This is a genomic window from Streptomyces sp. NBC_00425 (assembly GCF_036030735.1).
GTDB lineage: Bacteria > Actinomycetota > Actinomycetes > Streptomycetales > Streptomycetaceae > Streptomyces.
Genome location: NZ_CP107928.1, coordinates 5,945,711 through 5,962,572 on the forward strand (window position 1 = coordinate 5,945,711; position 16,862 = coordinate 5,962,572).

At 71.3% G+C, this 16,862-nt stretch carries 13 protein-coding genes and 1 other RNA gene; 13 read left to right on the forward strand and 1 reads right to left on the reverse strand.

Annotation, left to right across the window (positions count from 1 at the left end):
* The first annotated feature begins 5 nt into the window (after window positions 1-5).
* Both prfB and OHS82_RS25950 read left to right on the forward strand, forming a co-directional pair.
* A complete protein-coding gene (gene prfB, locus OHS82_RS25945; protein WP_057574410.1) occupies window positions 6-1,109 on the forward strand; it encodes a peptide chain release factor 2 in 1,104 nt (367 codons plus the stop codon).
* Between the two features lie 272 nt (window positions 1,110-1,381).
* Window positions 1,382-2,251 carry a hypothetical protein gene (locus OHS82_RS25950; protein WP_328434635.1) on the forward strand — a complete coding sequence of 290 codons (870 nt, stop codon included), beginning with the start codon at window positions 1,382-1,384 and terminating at the stop codon, window positions 2,249-2,251.
* 95 nt (window positions 2,252-2,346) lie between these two features.
* On the opposite strand, the gene OHS82_RS25955 is transcribed toward OHS82_RS25950, so the two are convergent.
* Window positions 2,347-2,541, reverse strand: a complete 195-nt coding sequence (locus tag OHS82_RS25955) for a hypothetical protein (protein WP_057574411.1) — start codon at window positions 2,539-2,541, stop codon at window positions 2,347-2,349.
* 237 nt (window positions 2,542-2,778) lie between these two features.
* Here OHS82_RS25955 and ftsE point away from each other — a divergent pair, with 237 nt between their 5' ends.
* The 11 genes from ftsE to OHS82_RS26010 all read left to right on the forward strand — a co-directional run bounded on the left by ftsE (window position 2,779) and on the right by OHS82_RS26010 (window position 16,842).
* Window positions 2,779-3,468 (forward strand): cell division ATP-binding protein FtsE, encoded by a 690-nt coding sequence (gene ftsE, locus OHS82_RS25960; protein WP_057574412.1) that lies wholly within the window; start codon window positions 2,779-2,781, stop codon window positions 3,466-3,468.
* 60 nt (window positions 3,469-3,528) lie between these two features.
* Complete coding sequence (ftsX, locus tag OHS82_RS25965; RefSeq protein WP_057574413.1) at window positions 3,529-4,446, forward strand: permease-like cell division protein FtsX; 918 nt, start codon at window positions 3,529-3,531, stop codon at window positions 4,444-4,446.
* Window positions 4,447-4,513: 67 nt separating this feature from the next.
* Window positions 4,514-5,692, forward strand: a complete 1,179-nt coding sequence (locus OHS82_RS25970) for a S41 family peptidase (RefSeq protein WP_199863655.1) — start codon at window positions 4,514-4,516, stop codon at window positions 5,690-5,692.
* A gap of 73 nt (window positions 5,693-5,765) precedes the next feature.
* Window positions 5,766-6,314 carry an SsrA-binding protein SmpB gene (gene smpB / locus OHS82_RS25975; protein ID WP_057574415.1) on the forward strand — a complete coding sequence of 183 codons (549 nt, stop codon included), beginning with the start codon at window positions 5,766-5,768 and terminating at the stop codon, window positions 6,312-6,314.
* A 112-nt stretch (window positions 6,315-6,426) separates the two neighbouring features.
* Window positions 6,427-6,815: a transfer-messenger RNA gene (gene ssrA, locus OHS82_RS25980) on the forward strand.
* 778 nt (window positions 6,816-7,593) lie between these two features.
* Window positions 7,594-8,418, forward strand: coding sequence for a hypothetical protein (locus OHS82_RS25985; protein ID WP_328434636.1), 825 nt, complete (start codon window positions 7,594-7,596; stop codon window positions 8,416-8,418).
* A 773-nt stretch (window positions 8,419-9,191) separates the two neighbouring features.
* A complete protein-coding gene (locus tag OHS82_RS25990) occupies window positions 9,192-11,330 on the forward strand; it encodes a bifunctional polysaccharide deacetylase/glycosyltransferase family 2 protein (protein ID WP_328434637.1) in 2,139 nt (712 codons plus the stop codon).
* Between the two features lie 77 nt (window positions 11,331-11,407).
* Window positions 11,408-12,652, forward strand: a complete 1,245-nt coding sequence (locus OHS82_RS25995) for an acyltransferase family protein (RefSeq protein WP_328434638.1) — start codon at window positions 11,408-11,410, stop codon at window positions 12,650-12,652.
* 189 nt (window positions 12,653-12,841) lie between these two features.
* A complete protein-coding gene (locus OHS82_RS26000) occupies window positions 12,842-14,011 on the forward strand; it encodes a hypothetical protein (protein ID WP_328434639.1) in 1,170 nt (389 codons plus the stop codon).
* A 160-nt stretch (window positions 14,012-14,171) separates the two neighbouring features.
* Window positions 14,172-15,566 carry a nitrate/nitrite transporter gene (locus OHS82_RS26005; protein WP_057574826.1) on the forward strand — a complete coding sequence of 465 codons (1,395 nt, stop codon included), beginning with the start codon at window positions 14,172-14,174 and terminating at the stop codon, window positions 15,564-15,566.
* Window positions 15,567-15,666: 100 nt separating this feature from the next.
* Window positions 15,667-16,842 (forward strand): uroporphyrinogen-III synthase, encoded by a 1,176-nt coding sequence (locus tag OHS82_RS26010; RefSeq protein WP_057574418.1) that lies wholly within the window; start codon window positions 15,667-15,669, stop codon window positions 16,840-16,842.
* The last annotated feature ends 20 nt before the right edge of the window (window positions 16,843-16,862 follow it).

Below are 16,862 nucleotides of genomic sequence, written 5' to 3' on the forward strand. Positions count from 1 at the left end.
GAGGCGTGGCAGTCGTCGATGTATCCGAAGAGCTCAAGTCCCTCTCCTCGACCATGGAGTCGATCGAGGCCGTTCTGGACCTCGACAAGCTGAGGGCAGACATCGCCGTGCTCGAGGAGCAGGCGGCCGCGCCGTCCCTGTGGGACAACCCGGACGAGGCGCAGAAGATCACCAGCAAGCTCTCCCACCTCCAGGCCGAGGTCAGGAAGGCCGACACGTTGCGCGGCCGGATCGACGATCTCGCCGTGCTGTTCGAGATGGCCCAGGAGGAGGACGACCCGGACACCCTCGCGGAGGCCGAGACCGAGCTCACCTCCGTCAAGAAGGCGCTCGACGAGATGGAAGTGCGCACGCTCCTCAGCGGTGAGTACGACGCCCGCGAGGCGCTCGTCAACATCCGCGCGGAGGCCGGCGGCGTCGACGCGGCCGACTTCGCCGAGAAGCTGCAGCGCATGTATCTGCGGTGGGCGGAGCAGAAGGGCTACAAGACCGAGGTCTACGAGACGTCGTACGCCGAAGAGGCCGGCATCAAGTCGACCACCTTCGCCGTGCAGGTGCCGTACGCCTACGGCACGCTCTCCGTCGAGCAGGGCACGCACCGCCTCGTGCGCATCTCGCCGTTCGACAACCAGGGCCGCCGCCAGACCTCTTTCGCGGGCGTCGAGATCCTCCCCGTGGTCGAGCAGACCGACCACATCGAGATCGACGAGTCCGAGCTGCGCGTGGACGTGTACCGCTCGTCCGGTCCGGGCGGCCAGGGCGTCAACACCACCGACTCGGCGGTGCGTCTGACCCACCTCCCCACCGGCATCGTCGTCTCCTGTCAGAACGAGCGGTCGCAGATCCAGAACAAGGCGACCGCGATGAACGTCCTCCAGGCGAAGCTGCTGGAGCGTCAGCGCCAGGAGGAGCGGGCCAGGATGGACGCCCTCAAGGACGGCGGCAGTTCCTGGGGCAACCAGATGCGTTCGTACGTCCTGCATCCGTACCAGATGGTCAAGGACCTGCGCACCGAGTTCGAGGTCGGCAACCCCGAGGCCGTGTTCAACGGTGAGATCGACGGGTTCCTGGAAGCCGGAATTCGCTGGCGCAAGCAGCAGGAGAAGTAGGTTTGTCGACACGGTAACCGCCCCTGATTCAGGGGCGGTTTGCTTTTTACGTCACATTCACAGCACCAACATCACGCAAAGCGCCCTGACTTGGACATTGCGTACGCAACGGCCTTGACGCTGCTTTGAAAAATGGGGAGGGTGCAGTGTGGCATGCGTATCTCCGGGGCGCATGTGAACCGGGGGGATTCAGCTAGATCTCAGCTACCCCCGTCGATCACAGCCTCCGGCGCGGCCTCATCGACGATTCAGCTACTGGGGGTAGCAACCTTATGACCAAGAAGACGCGTATCCGGGTCGCGCGCATAGCCGCCGGCGCCGTGATCGCCGCCGGCGCCTCGCTGACGGTGGCCGGCGTCGCCTCGGCCACCGGCAACGACGGCGGCCTCAGCGGCCTCGTACAGACCGTGGGCGGCCCCGACGACCCGAACCCGGGTGGCGACCCGTGCGACATCGTCACCACTCCCGACTGCGACCCGGCCACCACGGGCACCACGGGTACGACCGGCACCACCGGCACCACGGGTACCACCGGCACGACTGGCACGACGGGTACGACCGGCACCACGGGTACGACGGGCACCACGGGTACGACCGGCACGACGGGCACCACGGGTACCACCGGCACGACTGGCACGACGGGTACGACCGGCACCACGGGTACGACGGGCACCACCGGTACGACCGGCACCACCGGCACGACGGGTACGACCGGCACCACTGGCACGACGGGTACGACCGGCACCACTGGCACCACGGGTACGACCGGCACCACTGGCACCACGGGTACGACGGGCACCACCGGCACCACCGGCTCGACCGGCACCACGGGTTCCACCGGCTCGACCGGCACCACGGGTTCCACCGGCTCGACCGGCACCACCGGTTCGACCGGTGGTTCCACCGTCGGTGGTCCGGACGCCGACGGGACCTCCACTCAGGAGGAGGGCAGCTCCGCGCTGACCGACACCTCGGACTCCACCTCCGACGCGGCCGCCCAGGGCGGCGGCAAGGAGCTGGCCGAGACCGGCGCCGGCGAGACCACGTTCCTCATTCTCGGCGCCGCCACGATGATCGCCGGCGGCATCGGCTTCCGGGTGCTGCCGCGCCTCGTGGCCGGCCGCGGCGGAGCCGCTGCCTGACGGTGAGCAGTCGTACGCGCACATGACGTGAGCAAGGGGCCCGGAGTGATCAGCTCCGGGCCCCTTGTGCTGCGCGTATGGGTGTGGCGGGCGGACTACGCGGTCTGGTGGGCGAGCAGCGCCAGCGCCGCCACCAGCACCGCCAGCAGCGCGATCAGCGCCATCGGGTTCAGCCCCGCGAAGAAGTTCTCCTGCTGCTGCAGCCGCTCGCGGTTCGCGCGGCACACGGGGCACCGGCCCTCGCTCACGGGGGCCGCGCAGTTAGCGCACACCAGCCGGTCGTACGTCATGCGCCTCGCCCTCCTTGCACCGGTTCCATGGACACAACGCCTCCGGGGGCGCGAACGTTCCCCTTCCACTGTGCCAGGTTCCTCCGGTGCCCGCGCGGCTCACTCGAAGAGCGCAGGGCGTACAAAGTCCCGTACAAAAACGCACAAGCCCCACCCAACCCCTCGCGACGCCTGCGCCGCCCTCCCCGGTTCGCGTATGGTCACGCTCATCTACCCCCGGCGACCCGTGGTGCATCCGTGATCCGATTCGACAACGTCTCCAAGGTCTACCCCAAGCAGACCCGCCCCGCACTGAGGGATGTCTCCCTCGAGGTGGAGAAGGGCGAGTTCGTGTTCCTCGTGGGATCCTCCGGTTCCGGCAAGTCCACCTTCCTGCGGCTGGTGCTCCGCGAGGAGCGGACCAGTCAGGGTCAGGTGCACGTCCTGGGCAAGGACCTCGCGCGCCTCTCCAACTGGAAGGTGCCGCAGATGCGCCGCCAGCTGGGGACGGTGTTCCAGGACTTCCGGCTGCTGCCGAACAAGACGGTGGCGGAGAACGTCGCCTTCGCGCAGGAGGTCATCGGCAAGTCGAAGGGCGAGATCCGCAAGTCCGTGCCGCAGGTGCTCGACCTCGTCGGGCTCGGCGGCAAGGAGGACCGGATGCCCGGTGAGCTGTCCGGCGGTGAGCAGCAGCGCGTGGCCATCGCGCGCGCCTTCGTGAACCGGCCCAAGCTGCTGATCGCGGACGAGCCGACCGGCAACCTCGACCCGCAGACCTCCGTGGGCATCATGAAACTGCTCGACCGGATCAACCGGACGGGCACGACCGTGCTGATGGCCACGCACGACCAGAACATCGTGGACCAGATGCGCAAGCGCGTCATCGAGCTGGAGCAGGGCCGCCTCGTGCGTGACCAGGCACGCGGCGTCTACGGCTACCAGCACTGACCGCCCCCGCCATCGCCCCCGTTCTCGCGGACGTCCCCGGAAAGGCCTGAACAACACGCCATGCGCGCCCAGTTCGTACTGTCGGAGATCGGCGTAGGTCTCCGCCGCAACCTGACGATGACCTTCGCCGTCGTCGTCTCCGTAGCCCTGTCCCTGGCGCTCTTCGGCGGGTCGCTCCTGATGAGCGACCAGGTCAGCACGATGAAGGGCTACTGGTACGACAAGGTCAACGTCTCGGTCTTCCTCTGCAACAAGAGCGACGCCGAGTCGGACGCCAACTGCGCCAAGGGCGCCGTCACCGCGGACCAGAAGAAGCAGATCAAGGCCGACCTCGACAAGATGGGCGTCGTCGAGAAGGTGACGTACGAGTCGCAGGACGACGCGTACAAGCACTACAAGGAGCAGTTCGGCGACTCGCCGCTGGCCAGCTCCCTCACGCCGGACCAGATGCAGGAGTCGTACCGGATCAAGCTGAAGGACCCGGAGAAGTACCAGGTCATCGCGACCGCCTTCGACGGGCGGGACGGCGTGCAGTCCGTGCAGGACCAGAAGGGCATCCTGGACAACCTCTTCGGGCTGCTCAACGGCATGAACTGGGCGGCGCGGGCGGTGATGGCGCTGATGCTCGTGGTCGCGCTGATGCTGATCGTCAACACCGTGCGCGTCTCGGCGTTCAGCCGCCGGCGCGAGACCGGGATCATGCGGCTGGTGGGCGCGTCGGGGTTCTACATCCAGGCGCCGTTCATCGCGGAGGCCGCGGTGGCCGGACTCATCGGCGGCACGGTCGCCTGCGGATTCCTGGTGATCGGCCGGTACTTCATCATCGACAACGGCCTGGCGCTGTCCGAGAAGCTGAACTTGATCAACTTCATCGGCTGGGACGCCGTGTTGACGAAGCTTCCGCTCATCCTCGCCACGAGCCTGCTCATGCCCGCCCTGGCCGCTTTCTTCGCGTTGCGCAAGTACCTGAAGGTGTGACGCACGCCCCGAGAGCCGTACGGTCAACCGTCCGTACGGCTCTTCGCGTTCCCCTAGACTCACCGCCATGTCAGGCCGTGACCTGTTCTGTCAGCCCCGCCGTTTCGGCCGCGGGGCCGCGCTGACATTGGTGTTCGCGAGCGTCCTCGTCGCCGGTGCGGCGACCGGGTCGCTGCCGCGGGGGCCGGGCGACGGGCCGCGCAGCGCCTCGGGCGCCGCACCCGCCACAGCCCCGGCCGGCCATTCGGAGGACGTCGCCCGGGCCGCCGAGGAGGCCGCCGCCGACGGCAAGTCCCCTCTGGAGGCCGCCGAGCGGGCCGTCAGCCGCAGCGGGGACCGCTGGGCGGCCGTCTACTCCCAGGGCGAGTACCAGGAGTTCGAGGAGTCCCTCGACGGCCGGTACACCGGCGTGGGTCTGGAGGCGCGGCGCGCGCGGGGCGGCCGGATCGAGATCACCAAGGTGCAGCCGGGGTCGCCCGCGGCAGCCGCCGGGATCCGCGCGGGCGACCGGCTGCGCACCGTCGACGGACGGTCCGTGGACGGCCTCCCGGTCACCGACGTCGTCGCGTTACTGCGCGGTGACGCCGAGGACGCGTCCGCCGGCACCCCCGTCCGTCTCGGGCTGGAGCGCGCCGCGCGCGCGTGGACCGAGACCGTGCGCAGGGCGGTGCTGTCCAAGGACTCCGTCACCGTCCGGGAACTCGCCGACCGGGTCACCGTCGTCACCGTCGCCGCCTTCACCAAGGGCGTCGGCAGCGCCGTGCGCGGCGCCGTGCGCCGTGCGCCGACCGGCGGCCGGATCGTGCTGGACCTGCGCGGCAACTCCGGCGGCCTGGTCACCGAGGCCGTGACCACCGCCTCCGTCTTCCTCGACGGCGGCCTCGTCGCCACCTACGACGTCGACGGCGACCAGCGCGCCCTGCACGCCGAGGCGGGCGGCGACACCCGCAAGCCCCTGGTCGTCCTCGTCGACGGCGGCACGATGAGCGCGGCCGAACTGGTCACCGGCGCCCTGCAGGACCGCGGGCGGGCGATCGTCGTGGGATCGCGCACCTTCGGCAAGGGCTCCGTGCAGATGCCGCGCCGGCTGCCCGACGGCTCCGTGGCGGAGCTGACCGTCGGCCACTACCGCACCCCCTCCGGCCACGGCGTCGACGGCCGCGGCATCACGCCCGACCTGGAGGCGGACGACGGGGCGCTGGGGCGGGCCGAGACCGTGCTGAGCGGACTCGGCGACACGACCTGAGCGACCGCCGCCCCGGATCCTCCCGTAATCGGCTTTCCCTTCGGCCCCTTCCGGATGCGAAAATGGCGGGACTATGAGCAAGGGAATGTACGTACCGAAGGAGTCCCAGCCGAAGCAGGGCGGGGCGGCCGCGTCCGGCAAGGCCAAGGACGGCAAGCGCAAGATCGTCGCGCAGAACAAGAAGGCCCGGCACGACTACGCGATCATCGACGTGTACGAGGCCGGTCTGGTGCTGACCGGCACCGAGGTGAAGTCGCTGCGCCAGGGCCGTGCCTCGCTGACCGACGGCTTCGTGCAGATCGAGGGCGACGAGGCGTGGCTGCACGCCGCGCACATCCCCGAGTACAGCCAGGGCAGCTGGACGAACCACTCCGCGCGCCGCAAGCGCAAGCTGCTGCTGCACCGCGAGGAGATCGACAAGCTCGCGGTGAAGTCCGAGGAGACGGGGCACACGATCGTGCCGCTCGCCCTGTACTTCAAGGACGGCCGGGCCAAGGCCGAGATCGCGTTGGCGCGCGGCAAGAAGGAGTACGACAAGCGGCAGACGTTGCGCGAGCAGCAGGACCGCAGGGAGACGGACCGGGCGATCGCCGCGGTCAAGCGGAAGCAGCGGCACGCCTAGCGAGCGGCCCGCGGGGAATACGGTGGCATCGGCGCGCGTTGGTCACGTACGATGGCACCTGTGCCCCGCAGTGGGCACGGGCCCTCCTCGGAGGGACTTGAAAAATCAACATGGGGATGATCGGTTTCGACAGCGACTGTTGAAGCAGGGGAAGCGTGTCGAGGAAGCGGCAATGATCTCGTAAACCATATGTCGCAAAAAATAATCGCCAATACCAAGAGCGATTCCCAGTCCTACGCCCTCGCTGCCTAATAAGCAGTGAGTGTAGGACCCATAATGGGTGTCAGCCCGGAAGTGTTCCCGATCCGGATCCTGGCATAATCTAGGGGACTAAACCATTGCGCCCGGTCACGGGGTGCGATGGGAAACCAAACAGTGACTGGGCCCGTCGGCGACTTGTTCGCGTGATCACCGGGGCCGAGAAAATCACAGCGAACTGCACACGGAGAAGCCCTGATTCTGCACCGTTGGACGCGGGTTCGATTCCCGCCATCTCCACTTCATCCCATGTGACAAGAAGACCTCGCTCCCCTCAGGGAGCGGGGTCTTTTTGCGTGCGGCCCCGCGTCCCCGCGCTGGCCCCGCGTCGGCCCCGCGCGGCGCTTCAGTCGGCCGTTCGGCCGCCGCCGCCTCAGCCGCCGGCGCTTTCGGTCGCCGTCGGCGGCCCATGCATGGGCGATCGGTTGGTGTGGGTGCGCGGTCAGAAAAGCAGGCAATCCGACATCCATCAAGGTGTATTTTCCGGCCATGCCTGGAGGGGTGCCCGGTGCGGTGTCGTCCGGCCTCTTCGGCCCCTCCCGTCACGCCGGTGCGGCGAAGAGGCTGGTCTCTCCGGAGCTGGCCGTCCGTCCGGGGCGCACCCGTCGGATTCCGGGTGTCGGAAGACCGCGCGGACGACTCGTGGAGGGATGGAATCCAGCCATGGGCATGGGCATGACTTGTGTCCATAAATGACACAACGCGAATGCCGGGCCCATGCCTGCGCTAGGTTCGTGGATCTGAGCGCAATGGGATAAAAGGGGCGCGAGAGCTGGGTGGGGGCCTGGTTCCGTCGACGTGGGCTCGGAGTCGTAGGCGCACCCGGAACAGTTCTGTGGGGGGTAGTGCGCACGTGAAGAATTGGCGAGAAGAAGCCCGACCGGAGTGGCCCGAGGCGGTGTTCCCGACGCGGGACGTGCCGGTCGCGGGGGCGGGATCGGCAGGATCTCGAAGCGCTCCCGGGCTCGGGGGGCAATCCCTGGCACCCCTGACGGGAGGCGGCGGAAGATACCGCTCGCTGATGGACGTACCGCGTGAGAACGGCCTCCTGCCGGCCCCGGTGGACTCGACCGACGTGTCCGAAAACGAACGTTCGAGCGACCTTCGGGATCCCTGGGGGGAGAAGCCCGGCGGCCCGGAAGGGGAGGGCGCCGATCCCGGCGAGGTGACCGTCCAGCTCGATCCGCTGAAGAAGGGACGGCCGGACGGCCCCGAGGCCGCCTCCGACGTCCCGGTGTTCGTCGACGAGTCCGGTCGCCGCAGCCGGACGTTCCGCCGCATCGGCATCTTCGTGGGCATCGCGTGCGGGGCGTACGCCGTGGTCATCGTGGCCGCGCTGCTCTCGGGCAACGCCGGCGCGCCCTGGCTGCCCGTACCGGTGCCGGGACAGGCCGACGACAGGCCCGCGGCCGGCGAGGTGGACAGTTCCTCGGCGCCCGACGACGACTCCGCCTCCTCGCGCCCCGGAGCACCGGGCTCCGGGCGTCCCGGCGAGGCGGGGGCCACGGCTTCCGGCTCCGCCGCCGAACCGGGCAAGCCGGGGGCGAGCAAGGGGCCGGGCGCCTCGGGGAGCGCCGCGCCGACCGGTGGAGCGTCGGCGGCGGCCCGGCCGTCGGCGAGCGGGGCCGCCCGGCCCAGCGCCGGCCCGACGGCCACGGGGTCCCCGGTTTCGGGTCCGACCGGCCCGGTGATCGCGCCGCCGGCGTCCACGCCACCGCCGCCGGCCTCCACGCCCGCGGAGTCCCCCTCGCCGGTTTCGTCCCCGTCCCCGGCCGGCGGAGCCTCCACCACGGTCGCCGGCGGCCCCGCGGAACCGGCCCCGGCCGCCTCGACCCCGGCGGCCTGAAGAGCCCGTGAGCACTGCCGGCCGACGGCGTGCGGGCGGGGGCGGAGTCGCGCGGGCCTCGGGGACCGGGCAGGAGCACGGACCCGCGGCAAGGGCGCGGCAAGGGCGGGAGCAGCGGTTCTGTCCCGAGCGGCCGAGCCGCTGCGGCGGCCGCGTGACTGAGCGCTGCGCCGGCCTGACGTGGTCGGGTCCGGCCCCGGCCCGGCCGTGACGGTGACGCCCGGTCCGGTTCCCGTCGGCTCCTCGTCACCCGCCTGCCCCGGACCACCGCCCGAGGCCCTCGATCCATCCCGTTCCCCGCCGTCCGCCCGGCGCCCGCGATCCGTTCCGCTCTCGCAACCCGTCCCGCATCCGTTCCGCTCCGGCGTCCGTCCGGGGCGGGCAGCCCGTCCCGCCGTCCGCCCGGAGCCCGTACCGCTGCCCGCCGCGCGTCCGGAGTGAGTCCGGTCGCCCGCCCGGGCCGTCCGACGCGACCGTCCGGCCGACGCGGCCCGAGTGCGCCGTCCGGCGGGGCGGCGCGAAACCCTCGTCCGACTCTCGTCCCCGGAGAACCGACTCCCATGGCACCACATACCAGCCGGCGTTCGGCCCGACGGTCCGCCGTCAGGCATTCCGCGCACGCGTCGGGCGGCCAGACCGCCTCCCCCGTCGCCGAGTCGCCAGGAGGCGATCCGGGCGGCGGGCGAAAGGCCGGCCGACGGTCCGGCTCACGGCGCGGCCGGGCCGCCGGCGGCCCCGCGCACGGCGCGTCCCCGCCCGGACGCCGCCGCCTGATGCCGCCTCTCAGGCTGCGCCGTCTGCTGCCGCTGCTCGTGCTCGTCGCGATGATGGCGATGCTGATGCTGCGCGGCTATGTGCACAGCGAGATCCTCGCCGACCACCGCGTCCGCCCCGACGCCGCCTCCGGCACCGTGCCCGAGAAGATCCTCGACGGCGGCCCGGTCGTCGACACCCGCGGTGGACAGGTGACCAGCCTTCAGGTGCCCGACCACCGGATCGTGCTCACCTTCGACGACGGGCCCGACCCGACGTGGACCCCGAAGGTCCTGGACGTCCTGAAGAAGCACCGGGTGCACGCCGTCTTCTTCATCACCGGCACCATGGCCTCCCGTTACCCGGACCTGGTCCGGCGGATGGTGGACGAAGGCCACGAGATCGGCCTGCACACCTTCAACCACCCCGACCTCTCCTACCAGTCGAAGAAGCGCATCGACTGGGAGCTCACCCAGAACCAGCTGGCCCTGGCGGGCGCCGCCGGCATCCGGACGTCCCTCTTCCGGCCGCCGTACTCCTCCAGCGCCGACGCGCTCGACGACGCCTCCTGGCCGGTCACCCGGTATGTCGGGACGCGCGGCTACCTCACCGTCTTCACCACCGCCGACAGCGAGGACTGGCAGCGGCCGGGCGTGCGGCAGATCATCCGCAACGCCACGCCGAAGAACGGCAAGGGCGCCGTCGTCCTCATGCACGACTCCGGCGGCGACCGTCGGCAGACCGTCCAGGCCCTCGACGTCTATCTCCCCGAACTCGCGCGCAAGGGCTACGCGTTCGAGAACCTCACCGAGGCCCTGCACGCGCCCAGCGCGCACACCCCGGTCACCGGGACCGACCTGTGGAAGGGCAGGGCCTGGGTCTTCCTGGTCGGGGCCTCCGACGACATCACCGCCGTCCTGGTCGTCGGCCTCGCCGTCATCGGCGTCCTCGTCTTCGCCCGCTTCGGCCTGATGCTGCTGCTCTCCGCGATCCACACCCGCCGTACCCGCCGCCGGGACTTCGTGTGGGGTCCCGACGCGCCCGTCACCGAACCTGCCTCGGTGCTCGTGCCGGCCTACAACGAGGCCAAGTGCATCGAGAACACGGTGCGTTCGCTGATGGAGAGCGAGCATCCGATCGAGGTCCTGGTGGTCGACGACGGCTCCAGCGACGGCACCGCCCGCATCGTCGAGGACCTGGGGCTGCCCGGCGTCCGCGTGGTGCGCCAGCTCAACGCGGGCAAACCCGCCGCCCTCAACCGGGGCATCGCCAACGCCCGGCACGACCTCATCGTCATGATGGACGGCGACACGGTCTTCGAACCGTCCACGGTCCGCGAGCTCGTCCAGCCGTTCGCCGACCCGAAGGTCGGCGCGGTCGCCGGCAACGCCAAGGTCGGCAACAAGGACACCCTCATCGGCGCCTGGCAGCACATCGAGTACGTGATGGGCTTCAACCTCGATCGCCGTATGTACGACGTCCTGCGCTGCATGCCCACCATCCCGGGAGCCGTCGGGGCGTTCCGCCGCAGCGCGCTCGACCGCGTCGGCGGCATGAGCGACGACACCCTCGCCGAGGACACCGACATCACCATGGCCATCCACCGGGACGGCTGGCACGTCGTGTACGCGGAGAAGGCACGCGCCTGGACGGAGGCCCCGGAGTCCGTCCAGCAGCTGTGGTCCCAGCGCTACCGCTGGTGCTACGGCACGATGCAGGCGATCTGGAAGCACCGCCGCGCCCTCGTCGAACGCGGGCCCTCGGGCCGCTTCGGACGGGTGGGCCTCCCGCTCGTCTCCCTCTTCATGGTCGTCGCCCCGCTCCTCGCACCCCTCATCGACCTGTTCCTCGTCTACGGCCTGCTCTTCGGCCCGACCGGCCAGACGATCGCGGCCTGGTTCGGTGTGCTCGCCGTCCAGGCGGGCTGCGCGGCCTACGCGTTCGTCCTCGACCGCGAGCGGCTCACCCCGCTGATCTCCCTCCCGCTCCAGCAGCTCCTCTACCGCCAGCTGATGTACATCGTGCTGCTCCAGTCCTGGATCACCGCGCTCACGGGCGGCCGGCTGCGCTGGCAGAAGCTGCGCCGCAAGGGGCAGGTGGCCGCCCCGCCGGGCGCGGTGGCGCCGGCCGCGAGCCTGGACGGGGGTGCGGTCCGATGAGCACCGAGCCGAGGACGGAGTCGAGCGGCCGGCCGGGCAGCCGGCCGGCGGGCGGTCGGCCGGCGGACGACCGCCCGATGGACAGCACCGCACGATTGCCTCGACTGACCGAGCCGACCGCGACAACCGAGCCGGCCGGGACGACCGAGCAGCCGGGCGGGACCGCGCGCACCACGGGTTCGGAGACGACGAAGAAGAGCGGCGGACGCGACCGCTACTTCGACCTCCTCCGGGCGATCGCCCTGTTCCGTGTCGTCCTGTACCACCTGATGGGCTGGGCCTGGCTCCCCGTCGTGTTTCCCTCGATGGGCGTGATGTTCGCGCTCGCCGGCAACCTGATGGCCCGCTCGCTCGCCCGGCGCCCCGCGCTGGAGGTCGTACGCGGACGCATGCGCCGTCTGCTGCCGCCGCTGTGGCTGCTGGGCGCGGTCGGCGTGACGGGCATGCTGGCCGCGGGATGGGGCCCGGACGAGGAAGGGCACCCGGGCTGGTGGTGGTTCCACCTCGTGTACTGGGTCCTCCCGCTGAGCGACCCGCCGTACGGCGACTCCCTGCCGGGCGTGCAGCACCTGATCGGCGACGACTGGGCCACCGACATGGGGGTGCCCCTGTGGTACCTGCGCGCCTACCTCTGGTTCGTCCTGCTCTCCCCGCTCCTGCTGCGCGCCCTGCGCCGGCTGCCGTGGCCGACGGTTCTCGCGCCGCTCGCGCTGTCCGCCGCCCTGGAGTTCGGCGCGTTGTCACTGCCCGGCTGGCGTCTGCAGGCGGGCCTCACGGACTTCGGCACGTTCGGCGCGTGCTGGCTGCTGGGCATGGCGCACCAGGAGGGTCTGCTGCGCCGCCTGCCCCGCTATGTGGTGCCGTCCCTGGCCCCGGTGGTGGCGTCGACCGGTCTCTGGTACGCGCTGGGCCACCACCTCAGGGAGGGCCACGACCTCGACGACATGCCGTTCGCGCAGTCCCTGTGGTCCTTCGCCGCGGTCCTGCTGCTCCTGCACATCAGTCCGTCCTGGACCGAGTGGCCGGCCCGGCTGCGCCGCTGGGACCGGGTGGTCACCCTGCTCAACTCCCGTGCGGTGACGATCTATCTCTGGCACAACGTGTGCATCGGCGTCGTCGAGGCCCTGTGGGACCGGCTGTGGGCCTTCCCGTTGCTGGAGACCGACGCCCCCTGGGTCCTGGAGAGCCCGTGGCCCCAGCTGCCGTGCGTCTGGCTCCTCACGGCGGCCTGCGTCGTCTGTTTCGGCTGGGTCGAGGATCTGGCGGCCCGCCGCAGGCCCCGTCTGTGGCCGGACGGGCGCGTCGGCGCGCATCGCGCGTGACCTGGGGCGTGACCTGGGGCGTGACCTGGGGCGTGACCTGGGGCGTGTGCCGTCCCTGCGCGGTCGCCGGGCGTGGGTGAAGGGCAGGTCAAGCGGGTCGGTCGCCGCTCACCGGTGCCGCGGGCGTGTGGAAGACTGCCCGCGTTGCGCGAGTGAACAGCCGTTCGGCTGGTGGGGGAGTGAGTGCCGGTGAGCAAGCGGCAGATGCGAAGCATGCTGAAGTCGATGGCGGGAGGCGGGCCCGTCGAGCTCACCAGCCCTCTGGCCTCGGTGAAGAAACTGGCCCGGCTCGCCTTCGTGGCGCAGCAGTTCGGGTACGAGTACGCGGACGCCGGGCACGGCGGCTCGCAGGGCAACGCGCTGAAGCTGCTGATCGTCCCCGATCCCAGCCCGCAGGCACGCGCGCGTGCCGCGCAGAACTGGGCGCAGTACCCGAACGCGCACGACGGCTCCTCCCTGCCGCCGCTGGTCCCGGACGCCTTCGAACTCCTGAGGACCCGCATCACCTTCGACCTGACCGGCAGGCAGGCCGAGAAGCGGATGGGGTACGGCGCGCTGGGCGCGACCGCAGGCTGCGCGGTCCTCGGGATACGGCTCGGCGCCACGGGCGCGGACTTCGGCGTCGCCGCCGCCGTCTGGGTCGTCCTCATGGCCGTCTGCGGCGCCGGTTTCGCCGTCAACCGGCGTCGTAACGCCGCGTCCGGCGCCCGACTGAAGGCCGCCGGGTTCGCCCCGGTGACCGACGCGACGGGCCGCCTGCGGTACCTGCCCCCGGGAGTGGGGACGGGAGCGGGGACCGGTCCCGGCCGGAACCCGTACGGCGGCGGAACCCCGGCCCAGGCGCCCGCCCACGCCCCGGCCCAAACGCCGGCGTCGCCCCCGGCCCAGCCCCCGTACGGCCCGTACGGCGCCGCCCCGGCGGCCGCCCCCGGTTACGGCTACCCGTATCAGCCGCAGCAGCCCACGCACCCCCAGCAGCCGCCGCAGCCGTATCAGCAGTCGCACCAGCAGCAGCCGCCACAGCCGTACCAGCAGCAGCCGGACCCGTACGCCCAGCCCCAGCCCGGCCCGTACGCCCAGCCTCACCCCCAGCCGGACCCGTACGCCCCGCCCGGCTCGTACGCCCCGCCCCAGCCTCACCCCCAGCCGGACCCGTACACCCAGCCCGGCCCGTACGCCCAGCCCCAGCCTCACCCGCCCACCCCCTACGGCCAGCCCCAGCCGTACCCTCAGCAGCACCCGTACTCTCCCCAGGCCGCCGAGGCCCCGCAGGCCCCGCAGGCCCCGCCGATCCCGCAGGCCCCGCCCTACCCGCAGCCCCAGCAGCCCGCCCCCTACGACCGGCCGCCCCAGGGCTGAGTTCTTCTCGCGACCTCTCACCGGCCGTCCGCGCAAGGTGAGAGCAACGTTCCTTTCCGGTCACCCACAGCCACAGCGCGGAAACGCGCTCTCCCTACCTTCGGGAGTCATCACCGCTCATCCCCCCGGACCACCCGAGCCCGGAGCACGTGGAGGCGTCATGACAGCCCCGAGTACAGCCCCCGCACCGCCGTCCCCCGCCAAGAAGGGGAGCCGCTGGATCGAGGAGTGGGACCCCGAGAACGAGGCCTTCTGGAACGAGAAGGGCGAGAAGATCGCCCGCCGCAATCTCGTCTTCTCCGTCCTCTCCGAGCACATCGGGTTCTCGATCTGGACCATGTGGTCCGTGCTGGTGCTCTTCATGGGCCCGGAGTACGGCCTCACCCCCGCCGACAAGTTCCTGCTGACGTCGATGGTGACGCTGGTCGGAGCGGTGGTGCGGGTGCCGTACACCTTCGCCGTCGCGATCTTCGGCGGCCGGAACTGGACGATCATCTCCGCCGGCCTGCTGCTGATCCCCACCGTCGCCGCCTTCACGGTGATGGAGCCGGGGACCTCCTTCGACACCTTCCTGCTGGTCGGCCTGATCGCGGGCATCGGCGGCGGCAACTTCGCCTCCTCCATGACCAACATCAACGCCTTCTTCCCGCTCCGCAAGAAGGGCTGGGCGCTCGGGCTCAACGCCGGCGGCGGCAACATCGGCGTGCCGGTCCTCCAGCTGATCGGCCTCGCCGTCATCGGCGCGAGCGGCGGCCCGCGCGTGCTGCTCGGGATCTACATCCCGCTGATCGTGATCGCCGCGACCCTGGCCGCGCTGTTCATGGACAACCTGGCGTCCGTGAAGAACGACACCGGCGCCGCGATCGACTCCGCGAAGGACGCCCACACCTGGATCATGTCCTTCCTGTACGTCGGCACGTTCGGGTCGTTCATCGGCTACAGCTTCGCCTTCGGGCAGGTCCTGACGAACCAGTTCGGCCGGACGCCCCTCCAGGCGGCCTACCTCACCTTCATCGGCCCGCTGCTCGGCTCGCTGATCCGCCCGGTCGGCGGCTGGCTGGCCGACAAGTACGGCGGCGCGAGGATCACGCTCTACAACTACGTCGGGATGGCCGCCGCGACCGGCGTCCTGGTCTTCGCCAGCATGGAGAAGTCGCTCGGACTCTTCGTCACCGCCTTCGTGGTGCTGTTCGTGCTCAGCGGCCTCGGCAACGGCTCGACGTACAAGATGATCCCGGGCATCTTCCAGGCCAAGGCCGTCGCGAAGGGCCTGGAGGGCGAGGCCGCGGCCGCCTACGGCCGGCGTCTGTCCGGCGCCTCCATGGGTCTGATCGGTGCGGTCGGCGCGCTCGGCGGTGTCGGCATCAACCTCGCCTTCCGGCAGTCGTTCCTCTCCTACGGCTCCGGCACCGGCGCCTTCGTCGCCTTCCTCGCCTTCTACGCGGCCTGCTTCGCGGTCACCTGGGCCGTATACCTTCGCCGTCCGGCCGGCCGGGTGACCGCCACCGGCTCGGCATCCGAGGCGAAGCCGCAGCTCAGTTACGCCGAGGTGTGACGTAACACGGGCGACATGAAGCCGAACCGAGCCTGTCACGCACCGTTGACAGGCTCGTCGGCATGTAGGTCAAACGCGACGTGACTGCGGGACGAGAGCTATGCACCAGGAACAGCAACAACCGGCCACCGTCCAACGGGGCGCCGTCGAACACGGGCCTCTCGCGGGCTTCACCGTGGGCGTGACGGCCGCGCGCCGGGCCGAAGAGCTCGGCGCGCTGCTCCAGCGGCGCGGGGCGGTGGTGCTGCACGCGCCCGCCCTGCGGATCGTGCCGCTCGCCGACGACGGCGAGCTGCTCGCCGCCACCAAGGAGCTCATCGACCAGGCGCCCGACGTCGTGGTCGCCACCACCGCCATCGGCTTTCGCGGCTGGGTCGAGGCCGCCGACGGCTGGGGGCTCGGCGAGCAGTTGCTCGCCCGGCTGGGCGGGGTGGAGCTGCTCGCCCGCGGCCCCAAGGTGAAGGGCGCCGTGCGGGCCGCCGGGCTGACGGAGGCGTGGTCGCCGTCCAGCGAGTCCATGGCAGAGGTGCTCGACCGGCTCCTGGAGGAGGGCGTCGAGGGGCGCCGGGTCGCCGTCCAGCTGCACGGCGAACCGCTGCCCGGGTTCGTGGAGTCGCTGCGGGTGGCGGGCGCCGAGGTGGTGGGGGTGCCCGTCTACCGGTGGATGCCGCCGGAGGACATCTCGCCGCTCGACCGGCTCATCGACGCCGCCGTCGCGCGCGGGCTGGACGCGATCACCTTCACCAGCGCGCCCGCGGCCGTCTCGCTGTTCTCGCGGGCGGAGGAGCGCGGGCTGCTGTCCGAGCTGCTCGCCGCCCTGCACCACGACGTGGTGCCGGCCTGCGTCGGCCCCGTCACCGCGCTGCCGCTGCAGGCGCGCGGCGTGGACACCGTCCAGCCGGAGCGGTTCCGGCTCGGGCCGCTGGTGCAGCTGCTGTGCCAGGAGTTGCCGAGCCGGGCCCGGGCGCTGCCGCTCGCCGGTCACCGGGTGGAGATCCGGGGTCATGCGGTGCTGGTGGACGGGGCGTTGCGGCCGGTGCCGCCGGCCGGGATGTCGCTGCTGAGGGCGCTGTCGCGGCGGCCGGGCTGGGTCGTGCCGCGGTCCGATCTGCTGCGGGCACTGCCCGGGGCCGGACGGGACGAACACGCCGTCGAGACGGCGATGGCCCGGCTGCGGACGGCTCTCGGCGCGCCCAAGCTGATCCAGACCGTGGTGAAGCGCGGGTACCGGCTGGCGCTCGATCCGGCCGCGGACGCCAAGTACGCGGACGTCTGAGCGGTTTGCCCGCCCCGGGG

Excerpts from the sequence above, each read along its gene's own strand:
- OHS82_RS25950 (WP_328434635.1), top strand. The coding sequence starts at position 1,382 with ATGACCAAGAAGACGCGTATCCGGGTCGCGCGCATAGCCGCCGGCGCC.
- OHS82_RS25955 (WP_057574411.1), bottom strand. The coding sequence starts at position 2,541 with ATGACGTACGACCGGCTGGTGTGCGCTAACTGCGCGGCCCCCGTGAGC.
- ftsX (WP_057574413.1), top strand. The coding sequence starts at position 3,529 with ATGCGCGCCCAGTTCGTACTGTCGGAGATCGGCGTAGGTCTCCGCCGC.
- OHS82_RS25970 (WP_199863655.1), top strand. The coding sequence starts at position 4,514 with ATGTCAGGCCGTGACCTGTTCTGTCAGCCCCGCCGTTTCGGCCGCGGG.
- smpB (WP_057574415.1), top strand. The coding sequence starts at position 5,766 with ATGAGCAAGGGAATGTACGTACCGAAGGAGTCCCAGCCGAAGCAGGGC.
- OHS82_RS25985 (WP_328434636.1), top strand. The coding sequence starts at position 7,594 with ATGGACGTACCGCGTGAGAACGGCCTCCTGCCGGCCCCGGTGGACTCG.
- OHS82_RS25990 (WP_328434637.1), top strand. The coding sequence starts at position 9,192 with ATGCCGCCTCTCAGGCTGCGCCGTCTGCTGCCGCTGCTCGTGCTCGTC.
- OHS82_RS25995 (WP_328434638.1), top strand. The coding sequence starts at position 11,408 with ATGGACAGCACCGCACGATTGCCTCGACTGACCGAGCCGACCGCGACA.
- OHS82_RS26005 (WP_057574826.1), top strand. The coding sequence starts at position 14,172 with ATGACAGCCCCGAGTACAGCCCCCGCACCGCCGTCCCCCGCCAAGAAG.
- OHS82_RS26010 (WP_057574418.1), top strand. The coding sequence starts at position 15,667 with ATGCACCAGGAACAGCAACAACCGGCCACCGTCCAACGGGGCGCCGTC.